Raw genomic sequence first — 14,996 nt, forward strand, 5'->3', positions numbered from 1 at the left:
AAATAAATGTTTTTTAGTGCTGGTTCGAATACTTAAAAAGAACCCAACCCTTTAAATAAAAGCTCATCCTTCTATGAAATCCTCGCTCTATAAATTGAACGAGATTAAATCAAAGCATTAAACACTTTTATAAATCTAATGAACAATCAAAAACTATTATTTTGCATAAAAAAAAGCCATAGCTGCCTCTATAGACAGGTATGGCTTCATCATTATTTATACTTTTATTCTTGTAGTTTATGAAAGGGTACTGTACGGAATTGAGTCAACTACCGCTCATTTAGTTATTCATCGCAGAACTCTTCAAATTCAACTAAATCTTTCTGCAAATGGTGTTGATGTAATCATAGATGAATACCTGTATCGTCTGTTCAGACGGATAGGCACTAAACAAATAATGAACAGGTGACCAATTTACTGATTCAACTTTGTATCTACATACTCTGTGAATTCCAGCAGTTCCTTTTTCTCTGGATTCCTGCCTTCCATCACTTTTTGAACCATTTCAGCTATGTTCTTAGGCAGTGTGTTAATAGCCCATTCACCGGCTTCCTGCTTGGAAGTAATGATTCCCGCTTTTAAATACCAATACACCTTAAGCATATTTAACACACAATATTTTGGATCATTCTCTATGTTAACAAGGCACTCCTGATAATCTGCCAGTAAAGATGAACGGTAGTCATTTTGGGGAACTTCCGGGAATACTTCTTCAATCGGCGCTCCCTCAAGACAAATCCCACGTCTATGCAGAATCGTAATATGGGCGGCCAAATCCGGATTTTTTAAGTCTGCTTTATTTAGATAGTCGTCTGCCTTCTCTTCATATCGATCTCTCCACTTTTCACTGTAATGGAAATCATACGGACAAGGATGCTGCCAATTCTTAATTTGTTCTTTGGTTAAAAAACTAACTTCAACTGGAAATGGGTTTCCGGAAATGGATAGGAAATATTCGACGAACTCTTTTTTAATCTCAAAGGCTAGTGATTCTTCAGTCACAACGATCAAATCAATGTCACTGGATTGTGGATTAAATCCATCCATAGCTAATGAACCATGAAGATAGATTCCCTTAAAATTATCTCCTAAACTTTCCTTTATTTGCTCCATAATCTTAAACACATAATCTTTTATTTCAGTTGTGCTTGTTTCCCATGAATAAATCATACTAACACTCCTCTATGAATGATTGCTTACTTTTTCACGAAATGCTGCTTCCACTGCCTCATCTTTCCACTATCAGCAAGCGAGTTCATCAGCATCTGTAAAATAACTTTTAGTTACCATAATTAAACAGTATTACAAAAACATACAAATAGCTATTAGAGATTTAATGAAAGGGCTACCAATGATACTCAAATAGTCTAGTACGGACACAAAAGCGTCAAACCATTTCATTATTTAACTAGTAAAGATAGCTTCTTCAAAAAACGGGTAGATTAGTTTATATACCCACCCTCTATTTAACCGCTTATATTACCTTTGAACGATCATAGATTTAAGAAGAGTAAATTTTGGATTTATAGTCGTTTTGTTTATTGTTCGCTGGGATTTATGCGATATATAATGCCTTAAGAGTTTTGAACAACACTATCATTGATCAACCAGAAGAAATACGAAAATTACGCAAATCATTAAACGAAGACAAGGATTAAATATTATTTTCATAGACTCAATACATTTATATTGATAAACGATTGCGTCTTTTTCCTATGCAGCTAAAGGACAAAATTAGAGAAAGAAGGATTATACTCCTATTATGTTGAACTTCTTATAGTCAGAGTAAAGGAGTAAGTTTACTAATCTAAGAATAAAATATAGAGGTGTATGGAATATGACAGGATACGTAAAAGAAATACGAGCGCTTATTGGCAATAGACCAGTTATTTTAGTTGGTTCAACAATTATAGTGGTGAATGATGAAAAAGAGATATTATTTCAACACCGTTCCGATACAAAAGAATGGGGCTTACCCGGTGGAGTGATGGAAATCGGTGAAACTTTAGAGCAAACTGCTGAACGTGAACTGTTTGAAGAAACAGGGTTAAAAGCAAAGAATTTTCATTTTATTGATATTCTATCTGGTAAGGAACTTTATTATAAGTATCCTAATGGTGATGAAGTATATAACGTAATAAGTGTTTACCAAGCAGAGGGGATAAGTGGCGAACTAGCCATGAACGACGGCGAAAGTTTGGACTTAGCCTATTTTCCTATCACTGAATTACCTTCCAAATTAGATGAAAGAGCGAAGATCATTATTGAAAAACTTTTTATCTAGGGTACCTCATCCAATGGTTACATTTTTAAGCACGGTTGACTCATTTACAATTAGTTTGTGAAGGAGTGTATTCAAATAAACTGGGGTGTTGATCCAAAAAGATTAATGCTCTTTTTGATTGAAGTTCTTATTAGACAAGCGAGGTACCCATGATTCAAAAGATAAAATCGTTAGTAGCACATATCCTGCAAAGTAAAAGTAGGTAATCGGAGGTAACTCAATGTCAAAATTAAAAATAAACACTTATATTAGTAACTTTATCCCAGAGTTTGATTACTCTACTCAAGAGATTAGAGAGTATTTACCAATTAATCATCCAAAAGCTAAAGAAGCTGCTCAAAAGTACCTTGATTATGAAGATAGAATTTATCTTAATGGTTATATAGAAATTGTCTATGAGAATAAAATATTCCTCAATGACATAGTGGGAACTGATGACTTACTTTTTATATGGGATGATTTTGCTCGAATAGTTATTAAGCCTGAAAAAGAAAATGAGTATGAAATCACTTTATTAGATAATGGATCAACGCTTAAAATATTAAAAGATGGAGCAAATTATACACTCATTTTAGATTCCGTTCATTCAGAAGAACAGCATAGCCCTTCAATACTATCTATCCCTGCAGATGAATTAATAGAAGAAATTAAAACTTCTTTCAAAGACTTTGTTGTTTTTTGTGATAGTGGATTAGTATTTGATGAAGAATCGGAGTATAAAAATATACTTGACTCAAATTTAAAAATGAAAGATTTATGAAATAGGCAAACTCCATTTGCAAAGAAATGCACTTAAACGACCAAGGCCTTTAGCTGAATAACGGAGACAACAAAAAAACACTCCCCCACTAGTAACTGTATAGGGAAGTGCTCCTTCATAATCAAGAATTCAACTGCTCCATTGCTTTTATAGCCAAACTCGAAAAATAGTTCGCGGCAATCTGTAAGGCTTCGTCTTTTAACGTAAAAGCCGGATGGTGCCATTCTTCCTGCCCATCTACGCCCATCCACACAAAGAATCCCGGAATCTTTGTTTGATAAAAAGCAAAATCCTCACCAGCAGGGCTTTGCTCAGCCTCAACTACAGAATACCCCAAGTCTTTTGCAGTTTCCTCCGCCACTTCTTTCAATCCAGGATGATTGTCTACAACAGGCATATAGGAATACCATCTGAATTCAGCCTTTGCCCCCATGCTTTCAGCGATACCTGTCACCGTTCGATCCATCAATGCTTGAATTTTCTCTCTTGCTTCATTCTGGAAAGAGCGTACGGTTCCCTCCATCCTCACTTTATCCGAAATCACATTCCATGTATTGCCGCCATGGATTTGTGTCACGCTGATCACTGCGTTATGGAAGGAGCTGATATTACGGCTCACAATCGATTGCAGAGCCGTCAGAATTTGTCCCGCTATCAGGATGGGATCAATACTGTTGTTTGGAATTCCGGCATGCCCTCCAACTCCCATCACATCAATCTCAAAGCGATCCACACTTGCCATCAGAGAACCTTCCCTGATTCCGATTGTACCAACTGGTAAATCTGGCTTATTATGCATACCAAAAATCGCCGTTACTCCATCCAGAACACCTGCTTGTTCTAAATAGACGGCTCCTTGAGCAACTTCCTCAGCTGGTTGAAAAATCATTCGAACAGTTCCTTTGATTTCCTTCTTTCTTTCCTGCAGAAGGATGGCAGCACCAATCATAGACGCTGTATGAAAATCATGGCCACAAGCATGCATCACACCATCCCGTTCAGATGCAAACAGTAATCCGGTTGCTTCCTGGATTGGTAAAGCATCAATATCCGCTCGTAAAGCAATAGTCGGACCAGGCAGCTCTCCTTTGATCTCGGCAATCACGCCAGTTTCAATTGGATACTCAAGAATCGTAACCCCTGCTTCGCCCAACCATTTTCGAATCCGCTTTGTTGTTTCGAATTCCTGAAAAGAGAGTTCTGGATAGGTATGTAATTCGTGCCGATAAGCAACTAGCTTTGATTTCAGCTCTTCCTTCATCATGGATTCCTTCTTTCTATGAATGATACTGACAAATTAATACATCCTATTCATGCTGTTTTAATTAGCGAGCTTTTTCAAGAATTGCTTCGTGCGATCTTTAGTCGGATGATTAAACAAGGCTTCCGGAAGATTTGCTTCGACCACATGACCATCTGCCATAAAGACAACATAATCGGCTACTTCCTCTGCAAATCCCATTTCATGGGTGACAACAAGCATGGTTTGTCCTTCCTTAGCTAGATCCTTCATGACATTCAAAACCTCTCCAACCAGTTCCGGATCAAGCGCCGAAGTTGGTTCATCAAATAACAGAACCTCGGGCTTCATTGCCAAAGCTCTTGCAATCGCCGCGCGCTGGCTTTGTCCACCAGAGAGCTGAGCCGGAAATTTATCCTTATGTTCGGTCAGTCCAACCTTGGCCAGCAATTGTTCCGCTTCCGCCAGCACCTCTTGTTTATTTCGCTTTTGAACCAAAACAGGGGCTTCGATCAGGTTTTCAATCACAGTTTTATGAGGGAACAAATTGAAGTCTTGAAAAACCATTCCCGAATACTCACGTATCTTGGCAATTTGCTTACGGCTCGGCTGTTTTCCATTGAAACCAATGGTTGTATCCCCAATCATGATGCTGCCTCCTTCGGGTACCTCAAGCAAGTTCAAACAGCGCAGTAAGGTTGTTTTTCCAGAGCCGGATGGTCCGATTAAACAAACCACATCACCCTTATTCACCTGAAAATCAATTGATTTTAATACTTCTTGGTTACCAAATTTCTTCTGTATATTTTTAATGGTTATCATATGATTTCACCTACCCGATATGCCTGCTGTATCGTTTTTCAAGATAATTTTGCAACATGGAGCCAATCGTACAAATCGCCCAATAGATTAGTGCTACCAGTATATACATGGTCAAAGTTTCATAGGTTCTGCCGGCAACGACCTTGGCATTGTATAGAATCTCCGGTACTGTAATGACAGCCGTCATTGAAGTACCCTTAATAATATCAATAAATAAACTGAATAACGGCGGCAGGGCAACCCTTGTCGCCTGCGGAAAAATAACCCTTCTCATCGTCTGCCAGTAATTTAAACGTAAAACAGCTGCTGCTTCCCATTGCCCTTTTGGAATCGATAGGACCGCCGAACGGATTACCTCCGCAATATACCCCGCAAAATGGGTACTGACGCCCAAGATTCCCGCCTGGACAGGAGTAAATTCCACCCCGGCCATTGGCATGCCATAGAACAAGATGAACAACCATACAAGCAGTGGCGTTCCGCGCATAAAAGAAATATAAAATCTCCCCGGCCACCGGATGGCTCTATATTTAGACATTCTTGCCATACACACGATAAGTCCGAGTATGACACCAATCACCATGCTGGCAAGCGCAATCCATAAAGTGTAACGCAGCCCTTCTATAATAAACGGAAAGGATTCGACCACCAAATCCCAGTTAAATACATACTCCCACTTAAAATCACTCAAACTCTCTCTTCCTCCACCTTAGACTATGAAAAAAGGAATCTATCGACTCCTTTTTTCACCAAAATATAACGTTCACATTATTGGATGATATCTTTGTCATCCACTTTCTGAGTCACGTCCATACCGAAATATTTCATCGATAGTTCTTTAATCGTCCCATCTTCTAGCATCTTCTTAATTTCACCATCAATCTTTTCTTTCAATTCCGGCGAATCCTTCTTCATGACCATAACCCCAACATTCGGCTGGAATTTAATATCTTCAAGGATAGTAAGCTTATCATCCTTCATTTTCTCCATCGCAATCTCAAGCATTAATCGGTCATTGAGAACGCCATCAATTCGTCCCACACCGATATCCCGAAGAATCGTATCAATCCCCTGCGTATAAGAGATCACTTCCGCTCCGTTCTTATTGGCAAAATCAGCGAAGTTACTCGTTGGTGAATCGCCGAATTTCTTTCCTTTGAAGTCCTCAACTGACTCAATGCCTGAATGATCCTCCGCTCGTACAACGATTGTTCCATAGGAATGCTTGTATGGAGCAGTAAAGTCAAATTTCTTTTTCCGCTCTTCATTAATCGTAAAGTTATTGGAAGCTAAATCAATTTGCCCATTGCGGAGCGCTGGCAAAATTCCATCAAACTCCATCGTTTTGAACTCTACTTTTAATCCCAATCGTTTAGCAAATTCCTTCGCAATCTCCACTTCGAATCCAGTCAATTCATTCGTTTTCGGATCTTTATAATCCATCGGATAATATGTACCAGTCGTACCAATCACCAATGTACCCTTCTCTTTAATCTCTCCCCATTGGCTGGCCTTTTCACCCTTTTGGTCCTGACCACACGCAGCAAGTACCACAGTCACTAATAATAGCAGTATAAATACAGCTTTTCTGGATGCTTTCACTCGTACCCCTCTTTTCCCATTAAAATACTAGGTTTAGAATATATCATTTATTGTAAATTTAATCAATAATTTGAAAATACACTAATTTTAATCCACTAATATTCCAATTTGGTCCAAAGAAGGTATTTCATTAAAATGGAAGACTTCTATTTTAGATGTCACACCTATATAATACGGAATTGTCCAGATTTTGCGCTCCTCCACCTCTTGTAAATCCTTCTCCACAAACTGACGATAATAGGTATTTTCCAAAGCAACCCTAAATTCTGCTTCATTAAACTCCAATGTACGGGCAATCGACATCAGCACATCCATTGAATCCACTGTTTGACCATCCTGCCAAATCGCTTTAAAAATATGACTCTGATACTCAGGAAATCTTCCTTTCTCCAATGCATACTTTCCGCCAATATGGGCTAAAAGTGTTGAGGCTTTTTCTGGCGGAGATTGAATCTTCATCCCCTTCTCTTCCCGCAGCATTTTCAAAAAGGCTTGCACCTGTTCTCCATAATCAGCAGGCTTTTCTGGCGGATTCGCATTTTCAGGTCTTTGATAAGAACGCCAATTTATGTCGACCCCTTCCTCCACCAAATCCTGAAGTCGAATCGACTCCACATAACAAAATGGACAATTGTAATCAAAAAACACGGTAAGTTCTTTCTTCATAGGTTTCGCTTCCTTTATTTTGGTTATAAAACAATATTTTAGCAAAATATTTTGAAAGTTAAAAGAAATAGAGCATTCACTTATGATAGGATCATTTACAAAATGATGGATTAAAATGTGAATAAATGGATAAAAAAGGAGAAAGGTTGAATGGATTTTATAGAAGATTTCATACACGTAGAAATGATGGATTTAGAAAGATACAAAACTATCGTCCTCGATAACTTTAGCTATGGTGAATTAGAAGAAAATCAATATGTGATTAGAAAGGCTGTTTTCGTAAACTTTGTTGCTTATGAACAAAATTGAGTTACATTCCTTACTTTCTGAGTGGCGGGTGCTGATCCTCCTCGACGTATAGTGCCTGTGGGGTCTCATCTATCCCAGCAGGAGCCTTGCTTCAAAAGCTTCCTTCAGCATTTAATACTGCTCATATTCACTGAACCTATTTAAAAACAACAATAAAGCCAACTAAAAATGGACACCCATAATAGGCATCCTTTAAAGAGCAAATTTTACCAAGGAAATAAGACATAACACATACATGCAATGATAGCTAATGGTAAATTGAAAAATATATAAATATATCTTTTTTGCACAACTGATATAATTATGGAAATAATAGCAACTACAACTGCTACAGGAATAGTGAATAAATATAATTCAAGAAAAAAACATCAATATAAACCATAGCAGTTATAATGGCTGTAATAATTGTCCATATAGATGGATTTTTAAACATATTTTAGTCCTCACTTTTATAACTTTTTATTATTTTAACATATTATAATACTGAAAATATTACTTCAAGAGTTATCAACACTTAATTATGCTGGTATATGTAAAGATATTCTGTTTCATACATCAATTCAGAAAGCAATAATCTTTACGAAAACAGCCTATTAGAAAAGTGCATCAACTTAACGAAAAAGAGACTGACTCAGAACTTAGTCAATCTCTCATCTAATAATGAAAGTATTAATTTAAATACCGATGTAGGGTGAGTTTTTAATTCTGACCATGAAACAGTTTCATGGTACTCACCTTTATTAAAAGTTATCTCTTGATTTTCCTGATTTAAAACAGCTTGTATATCCTTAAATGTAAAATCACTCACAGCCGTAGCTTTATCAAGTTCTTCATGATCCAAACTAATTTGAATTCGGTCCGAAACTCTCCTTAGCATCTTCCACAAAATCATTTCTTCTCTTGATTTCAAATAAAGTTCCGGTAATTCATTTGCTTCCATCAATTGTGTGAAACTGGTTATCATACTTGTGCCAATTCCATATCGAACCGGTCTAATAGGATATCTTAATTCCTTCCAAGCATTAATAAAGTAGACTATATAGTCATCTTGAATCTCTATATCCTGAATGTGTCCATACTCTTTAATCCCTTTTTGGCTAGTAATTCCTTCTTTTAAATACAAAGCAATATATTTTGCTTCCTGCCATCCTTTTTTCAGAGAAGAAATCGGTATTCTATATGATCTGGAACGTATAAAATCTGTATAGGATAATTGATCAGGTACTAAACCAACCAAAACCTTCTCCACCAACGAAGATTTCCATTCTTCTTTAGTACCTCTTGGTAGGATTCCTTCATTTTGTAATTCTTCTGGGCTTTTTTCAATTAACCGTTCCACAAATTGTTCAACCATATCAGTTGTGTTCGGCAAGAATGGTAGCCCTCCGATATTTACCAAGCCAATACTTTTATAAAAAGCATGATCTTTATAAGATTCTTCATCATGCCATGGGAACAAGACATAAGCTCCAAAAGCAGTTCGTTCATAAGGACCTTTATTCATGGCTACGATGGAATCACGGTACCTGTGCATCGTATTAATATCTTCTTCCATAGGTCCAGGTGTTTGATATTTGCTTCCATAATAACTGCCAGCCTGCGCATACTCCACCCTATATTTGGCATCGAATATATATTGGTAATCAAACTCCTTGCCCTTCTTCTGAATACTTAGCATAGTATCAGGCTTTTGCGAGAGTGTGGGCAGTTTTCCCGTATAGCTTTGATAAACAAGTTCAATCTGCTCACCAGTAACAGGATGACGGAAGGTTCGCTTTGCAGTCTTATTTGTATCCAAATTGACGAATAGCCCATTGCGATTTACTTTCACAATATCCTGATCAATTTGTTCATATTTTTTTCCAAGTAATTGTCCTAATTTTATAAAGGTCCAGTACTCATAGAGAAGAGCCACATCTTTAACAGACATTTGATAATAGTTCCCGCGGAGAATAAGGCCCTTGGAAATCATAAGATATAATTGAAAAGCATCCCGGTAACCTGGTGCCATTTGAAGAACCAAACTCACATTCATATTGCGATCCAATCGTTGAATCGAACGCCAAAAAGGGTTTTTCATTCTCTTATCCAACGTTAATTTCATGTCATTGAGACGATTCAATAAATCAGCATCAGGCTCTTTATTCCAGTTCTTCTCCAGTTTATATATCGCCTGTATCAAGTCTTCCAATTTATCAATAAGCCTTCCCATTAACCATTTGATATACCGATTTTCAAACGTATCATAGCGTAATTCTTTCTTACCTACTAATCCTTCTGTTGGCATAAGCTGTCGATTATGAATGGGTATTCCAGATTGAACTTCCACCCACAAATGAGCCCTTTTTTGAAGATACTTTCTCGTCGTAGAATCGGTTTTCCTCAATTGGTCTCCACGGACACGATGGTATCTTTGCTCTAATTTGTGATGTGGCTGTTGCTCAATTCGAATAATAGCCTGGACAAATTGGTTAAAATGCTTTCTGACTAATTGATAAAACTCTGTTTGACTTGGTTTCCCATCTAGTTTAATCCCGGCCTGCAGATACGTCTTTTTAATAAAATGAAAAGCTAAATTATAGATTTCTTCGTTAACCTCTTCCAGTAAACGTTCATAATCTTTCCGGTAATCCAGCTTTGTAGGGAAAATTTCAAGAGTTACTCTCAGTAACGTTTTATCATAAGAACGGATTTCAAAATTGGTGAGTCCCACCTCATTTTGAAAACTGAGATTTCCCATAAGGAAGGAACCCATTGGTAATTCCGTTTTTGTAACAGCATTCCGTAGTAATGGATGCTCATGATAAAACGTTACCTCTTGATTATTCTTTGGAACAATCATCACAAGGTATGTCCCATTTTCAAAAAAGATTGGTCTTAAAGTGCTATTTTTAGATAGCTGCATCGTTTCGATATCGAATACTTCTACACTCTCCAAGCCCTCACCCAATGCCGAAAAATGCATCAAATCATGATAGTCCATACTCCGATATTGCTTTAGCCCTTCATACCGTTCGTGAAAAGGTTTGCCTTTGATGACCAACGAAAAGTCACAATGCTCGATCTTCACTAATTCTATTTCATCAGACCCAGAATGAGGTAAAGCCATCATCTCTTAACCTCCCAAGCATCTCGATTACTTTTCTTGTGCTTTGAGGATATAGGGCATTTTCTGTATCTATCAGGCTTAGATTCTCCTGATTATCATTCAGTTCTCTTTGGGTGAATATACGATATAGTCCTTTTAATAACGTCTCAAGCCGGCTATCACTTCCTGAAATCCGCGGAAGTATTTTTTGCAGAATACAATAATCCAGAGCCTGCTCATACTCCATTAAATCTCCAGTTTCATTATAGGCAAGGTAAAAACAAATCTCATCTCTGACCCGATACCCAACGTGAGCGTTGGCAATTTGCAGCTCCTTGTTGATTTCTTCCAAAACCATTGTTGTTTTTCTGACTAGATCTTCATATTCCTTAAAAACATCTTTTAAATGTAGATATTTAGATTCAAGCATTTGATTAGAAATAGGCATGGGCTCTGTCTCTCCCAAATCTTCGAGGAAGGAAAAATTAGAAAGATCTACTCTGTTAAACTCAAGCGTATTCGCCCGATCAAGCACCTTTTTACTGAAGGGATGAGTCGTTTCATCCATATTTACTGTCCCGATTACATATAAATTAGAAGGTAGATACAAGTCTTCTTCATAGCCTGTAGCATCTTTTGATAACAAAGGAGAGGTAATTAACTTACCATCTTTCCACTTCCTGCTTTCCATAATACTGAGAATATCACTAAAATAGTGTTCCACCCTTGCCAAGTTCATTTCATCCAGCAGGACAAAATAAGGATCATTCGGATGATCTGTAGCTTGTCGAATTACCTTTGTAAGTGGCCCTTCTTTAAATTCACCTTTAATATCCACATATCCCAATAAGTCTGAACCATCATTCCAGTCTGGTCGGACTGGGATAATCGCCAATTGTCCATTGACCTCATTCGCTCCCAGGCTCTCAGCAAACCATTGCACCATCTTTGTTTTACCCGTACCGGATATTCCGGATAGAATAACAAATGGTTTGGATTTCAAAGATAGGAATAGATTCTTTACTTCCTCCGGACTGTAAAGAAAGCCTTTATTTTGGATGTAGGTATGGATGTAGGTTGTCAATTCTTTAACAGACATATAGGAGCTTCCCCCTTCTCTATCATGGCTATCATCAACAGGTAATTTGTATTGAATTAACTTATTCTTAATCTCATCTGGAAAACGATCTTGAAATTTATTGAATAGCAGTCCAACAAAATTTTCTGATACAGAAAAGAAATATCCCTGTTTAACATTCCCATTAACATCAAATGGACCCTTTTCATTAATTCTCCACTCTACAGGCAATTCACTTTTAAGTAAATTTGATGTTAATGAATGATAGACTAACTTTAATAGATAGCCGTCTACTTGCCACCCATGACTCGCAATCTCAGCTGGTTTTGGTGCTTTAATAGCTTTCTGTTCTACCAAACCAATAGCCCTTATTTCAGAATCTGAGTAACAAAATACCAAGTCACCAGGTTGTGCCTTAGCAAGGTCCACGTGATGAGCTAAAGGTATACCTTGTTTGGACTTCTGTGGAGCCCACAAATATCCTCCGTCTCTTTCATGATTATACGTTTTTCCTTGGTTAACCCACCAAAAGTTAATACCTCTACTTTCTACTCTATTTAAAATGTTAACTTTATAAACATACGTTTTTTCTGTTTTATAAAATTCGATAAATTCTTCTATCTCCTGTGGAGTTATCACTGGATTCTTCTTATCAGGGTGTTTATTTGAAACGATATATTCATACGATTTTTTGTATAATTGTTTCATTAATTCCTTCAGTTCTTTATTTTGATCGAACCGTAGTTGCAAAGCAGGCTTATAATTTTCATCCTTCCTAGGTATATTTACTAAAACAACTTCATAAGATTGATCATTAATTAATAACTTAACCTCTCTCTTTTCGCCAGGAGCTAATATTTCTTGATTCGCCTCAAAAAAATCCTCATGAAATTCCTTGGGTATATGTGTTCCATTAACAAACATAGACCAATCTATCTTTTTTCGCCCAATTAGATCTTTTCTATCCTTTGGCTTTGACCAACTGCGTACCTGCTTCTCCAACTGTCTCACCATCCAGATTCTATTTATTAGTATCATAATCATATCGAGAATAAAAAAAAGCTATACATTTATAATAAACTGTATAGCTTAAAAAGAGTAAAAACTATTCAACACCCAAAGCCTTAAATACAGCATCCTCTGGACTTTGATAAAAACTAATTTGAAACTTAGCAAAAAGTTCTGGTGGTACCGTCCCTATATCAACTGCAGATGCCATTGGTAATAGAACCTTCTTGGCACCTGAATCAAAACACACTTGTAAGACGTTAGCTAGCTCTTCTACCTTGTTAATAGTACCACTAATACTAATTGCTCCAAGAACAGCCAATTGACTTTGTACTGGCTTTTGCATGGCCCCCGAACACAATGCAAGAAAGGCTGCAAGTGACAATTCACTTGTTAATCCAATACCATGTATATCCTGTATGTGCATCAAATAATCTTTCAAAGTAGTACTTATCGAACCACTAATATTTTTACTATTTGCCTTGAAGAATCGAAAAGCTGTATCAATACTTTCTTTAGCTTCACGGTCAGTTCCAAGTCCAGTTCTTTCAAACTTTCCACTGCCACTAACAACTTCAGTTTCAATTTTAAAAGTACCAATCATGCCAGATTTCCCACGTGCAATAGTGTATACATGTCCTGGCTTGCCTAAACCTTCAGGGATAATTTTGCCGCCACCTTGTTCTGGTACAGACACAAACTCTTCTACCATGGTTTCATTATTAATATAAGAGAAGTTAACATCATAGAATTCCATGCCACCAATTTTCTTAAGCTGCTCTTTTACACGTCTTCTTCCAACTAGAGCGTAACGAAGAATTTCTTCCACTTCTTCAACAGTGAATTCTCCATTGGGGTATAAAAGTTTAATCATACCTGATACCGTTTTTCTCACTGCAATTACATCACGTTGATTTAAATTGTTACCAAAACGAAAATATCTTTCTATAACATCTGAAAAAGATCTCTTTCGCATTTCCCGGAAGAATTCTGCTAAATAATCAACAATAAAACCGTATTCATTTGTTAAAAATTCCGGTCGCATCTTCGGAATCTCCCAACCCGGAAGATAGTAATGCATACGATCAAAAAATGCCGAATCATAAGCCATTGATTCAGGAAATGGATCGAAGAGATGTGAGGTTTTTAATAGAACATCAACACTTTGATTGATGTTTCCAACAAAGACCATTGATGCATTCGCATTCTTTTCCTCACGACCTCTTGCGAATGAACCAGAAGCCATATAATCCTTCATAATTTGAATCCCATCTTTGTCTTTAAACGTGATTCCTGCTACTTCATCAAAAGCAACACAATCCCACATCCCAACAAGTCCAATTTGACGAGAGGACATGTTGTAAAATAGGTTTGCAACTGTTGTTTGCCCCCCCGAGACAAGAATAGAGTTTGGAGAAATCTCTTTGTAAACATGGGATTTCCCCGTACCTCTTGGCCCCAATTCACACATGTTATAATTATTCTCAACAAGAGGAACAAGACGTAATAGCATATGCCATTTCACATTTTCCTGAAGCTGAGTAGGTTCCATTCCAATCGAACGAATTAGAACATCAATCCATTCCTCTTTTGTGAAATATTTTCGCTGGTCAAATAATTCTTGAAGATCCATGGTTGGCATTTGAATAGGGGTAATATTTTCGATACTAAATGGACTTGCTCCCTTCTGTTCTTCATCGAAAAAGTATTCCATTTTCAAAATGCACCAAATACCACCAGCAAGTAGTTTATCAAATTCTTTAACAAAATGAGATGAAATAGCGACACCTTTTAAGCCTAAATTTGAAAATTCAGCTTCGTACACATCCTTTTTTTCATTTAATTTTACTGTGATTTTATCAATGACAGTGTATCGACCAAGCTCTTTTATCTTTGATTTAACCTTTTCAGCTTCATCAGGACGAACAAAATTGTCTGAAAGGATTTTCTTGACGATTTCAACGCCGTCTTGAATGCTATTTTCATCATTAGTGGCACAATACATCCCTAACAAATATTCTAAAACATAAACAGGAACATTCGCTCCCTCTTTGATTTTCTTGGTCAGGTCTTTACGTACAACTTTTCCTGCAAAGTATTCATTTAACTTTTTGTTTAAATCCTCCATTATCTCAACCC

12 protein-coding genes are annotated in these 14,996 nt (G+C 37.1%); 3 read left to right on the plus strand and 9 right to left on the minus strand.

Features of this window, described 5'->3' with window-relative positions:
- Positions 1–414: 414 nt before the first annotated feature.
- On the minus strand, positions 415–1,170 hold the full coding sequence (locus tag AC4G3L_RS03555; protein WP_491075597.1) for an aminoglycoside adenylyltransferase domain-containing protein: 756 nt from the start codon (positions 1,168–1,170) through the stop codon (positions 415–417).
- Between the two features lie 667 nt (positions 1,171–1,837).
- Here AC4G3L_RS03555 and AC4G3L_RS03560 point away from each other — a divergent pair.
- Both AC4G3L_RS03560 and AC4G3L_RS03565 read left to right on the plus strand, forming a co-directional pair.
- Complete coding sequence (locus AC4G3L_RS03560; protein ID WP_491075598.1) at positions 1,838–2,284, plus strand: NUDIX hydrolase; 447 nt, start codon at positions 1,838–1,840, stop codon at positions 2,282–2,284.
- A 220-nt stretch (positions 2,285–2,504) separates the two neighbouring features.
- Positions 2,505–3,044 (plus strand): hypothetical protein, encoded by a 540-nt coding sequence (locus tag AC4G3L_RS03565; RefSeq protein ID WP_491075599.1) that lies wholly within the window; start codon positions 2,505–2,507, stop codon positions 3,042–3,044.
- A gap of 121 nt (positions 3,045–3,165) precedes the next feature.
- Here AC4G3L_RS03565 and AC4G3L_RS03570 read toward each other — a convergent pair whose 3' ends face one another.
- From AC4G3L_RS03570 to AC4G3L_RS03590, 5 genes are all read right to left on the minus strand, one after another.
- Positions 3,166–4,308, minus strand: coding sequence for an amidohydrolase (locus AC4G3L_RS03570; RefSeq protein WP_491075600.1), 1,143 nt, complete (start codon positions 4,306–4,308; stop codon positions 3,166–3,168).
- A gap of 57 nt (positions 4,309–4,365) precedes the next feature.
- The gene (locus AC4G3L_RS03575; RefSeq protein WP_491075601.1) at positions 4,366–5,106 is read right to left on the minus strand and encodes an amino acid ABC transporter ATP-binding protein; all 741 of its coding nucleotides are present in this window, start codon (positions 5,104–5,106) and stop codon (positions 4,366–4,368) included.
- 10 nt (positions 5,107–5,116) lie between these two features.
- Positions 5,117–5,797, minus strand: a complete 681-nt coding sequence (locus tag AC4G3L_RS03580) for an amino acid ABC transporter permease (RefSeq protein WP_491075602.1) — start codon at positions 5,795–5,797, stop codon at positions 5,117–5,119.
- A gap of 77 nt (positions 5,798–5,874) precedes the next feature.
- Complete coding sequence (locus tag AC4G3L_RS03585) at positions 5,875–6,708, minus strand: transporter substrate-binding domain-containing protein (RefSeq protein ID WP_491075603.1); 834 nt, start codon at positions 6,706–6,708, stop codon at positions 5,875–5,877.
- 87 nt (positions 6,709–6,795) lie between these two features.
- Entirely contained in the window at positions 6,796–7,374 is a 579-nt protein-coding gene (locus tag AC4G3L_RS03590; RefSeq protein ID WP_491075604.1) for a DsbA family oxidoreductase, read from the minus strand.
- A 150-nt stretch (positions 7,375–7,524) separates the two neighbouring features.
- On the opposite strand from AC4G3L_RS03590, the gene AC4G3L_RS03595 reads away from it, so the two are divergent.
- Positions 7,525–7,683, plus strand: a complete 159-nt coding sequence (locus AC4G3L_RS03595) for a hypothetical protein (protein ID WP_491075605.1) — start codon at positions 7,525–7,527, stop codon at positions 7,681–7,683.
- A gap of 631 nt (positions 7,684–8,314) precedes the next feature.
- Here AC4G3L_RS03595 and AC4G3L_RS03600 read toward each other — a convergent pair.
- The 3 genes from AC4G3L_RS03600 to brxL form a co-directional block, all read right to left on the minus strand.
- On the minus strand, positions 8,315–10,792 hold the full coding sequence (locus AC4G3L_RS03600) for a DUF2357 domain-containing protein (protein ID WP_491076230.1): 2,478 nt from the start codon (positions 10,790–10,792) through the stop codon (positions 8,315–8,317).
- Positions 10,767–12,851, minus strand: a complete 2,085-nt coding sequence (locus AC4G3L_RS03605; RefSeq protein WP_491075606.1) for an McrB family protein — start codon at positions 12,849–12,851, stop codon at positions 10,767–10,769. The genes AC4G3L_RS03600 and AC4G3L_RS03605 overlap by 26 nt, the downstream gene beginning before the upstream one ends.
- A gap of 103 nt (positions 12,852–12,954) precedes the next feature.
- Positions 12,955–14,985, minus strand: a complete 2,031-nt coding sequence (gene brxL / locus AC4G3L_RS03610) for a protease Lon-related BREX system protein BrxL (RefSeq protein ID WP_491075607.1) — start codon at positions 14,983–14,985, stop codon at positions 12,955–12,957.
- Positions 14,986–14,996 lie beyond the last annotated feature (11 nt).

It is taken from the genome of Bacillus sp. z33 (genome assembly GCF_058313615.1).

What these genes read in the sequence shown, in the direction of transcription:
- AC4G3L_RS03555 (WP_491075597.1), bottom strand. Translation starts at nt 1,170, where the DNA reads ATGATTTATTCATGGGAAACAAGCACAACTGAAATAAAAGATTATGTG.
- AC4G3L_RS03560 (WP_491075598.1), top strand. Translation starts at nt 1,838, where the DNA reads ATGACAGGATACGTAAAAGAAATACGAGCGCTTATTGGCAATAGACCA.
- AC4G3L_RS03565 (WP_491075599.1), top strand. Translation starts at nt 2,505, where the DNA reads ATGTCAAAATTAAAAATAAACACTTATATTAGTAACTTTATCCCAGAG.
- AC4G3L_RS03570 (WP_491075600.1), bottom strand. Translation starts at nt 4,308, where the DNA reads ATGATGAAGGAAGAGCTGAAATCAAAGCTAGTTGCTTATCGGCACGAA.
- AC4G3L_RS03575 (WP_491075601.1), bottom strand. Translation starts at nt 5,106, where the DNA reads ATGATAACCATTAAAAATATACAGAAGAAATTTGGTAACCAAGAAGTA.
- AC4G3L_RS03590 (WP_491075604.1), bottom strand. Translation starts at nt 7,374, where the DNA reads ATGAAGAAAGAACTTACCGTGTTTTTTGATTACAATTGTCCATTTTGT.
- AC4G3L_RS03595 (WP_491075605.1), top strand. Translation starts at nt 7,525, where the DNA reads ATGGATTTTATAGAAGATTTCATACACGTAGAAATGATGGATTTAGAA.
- AC4G3L_RS03600 (WP_491076230.1), bottom strand. Translation starts at nt 10,792, where the DNA reads ATGGCTTTACCTCATTCTGGGTCTGATGAAATAGAATTAGTGAAGATC.
- brxL (WP_491075607.1), bottom strand. Translation starts at nt 14,985, where the DNA reads ATGGAGGATTTAAACAAAAAGTTAAATGAATACTTTGCAGGAAAAGTT.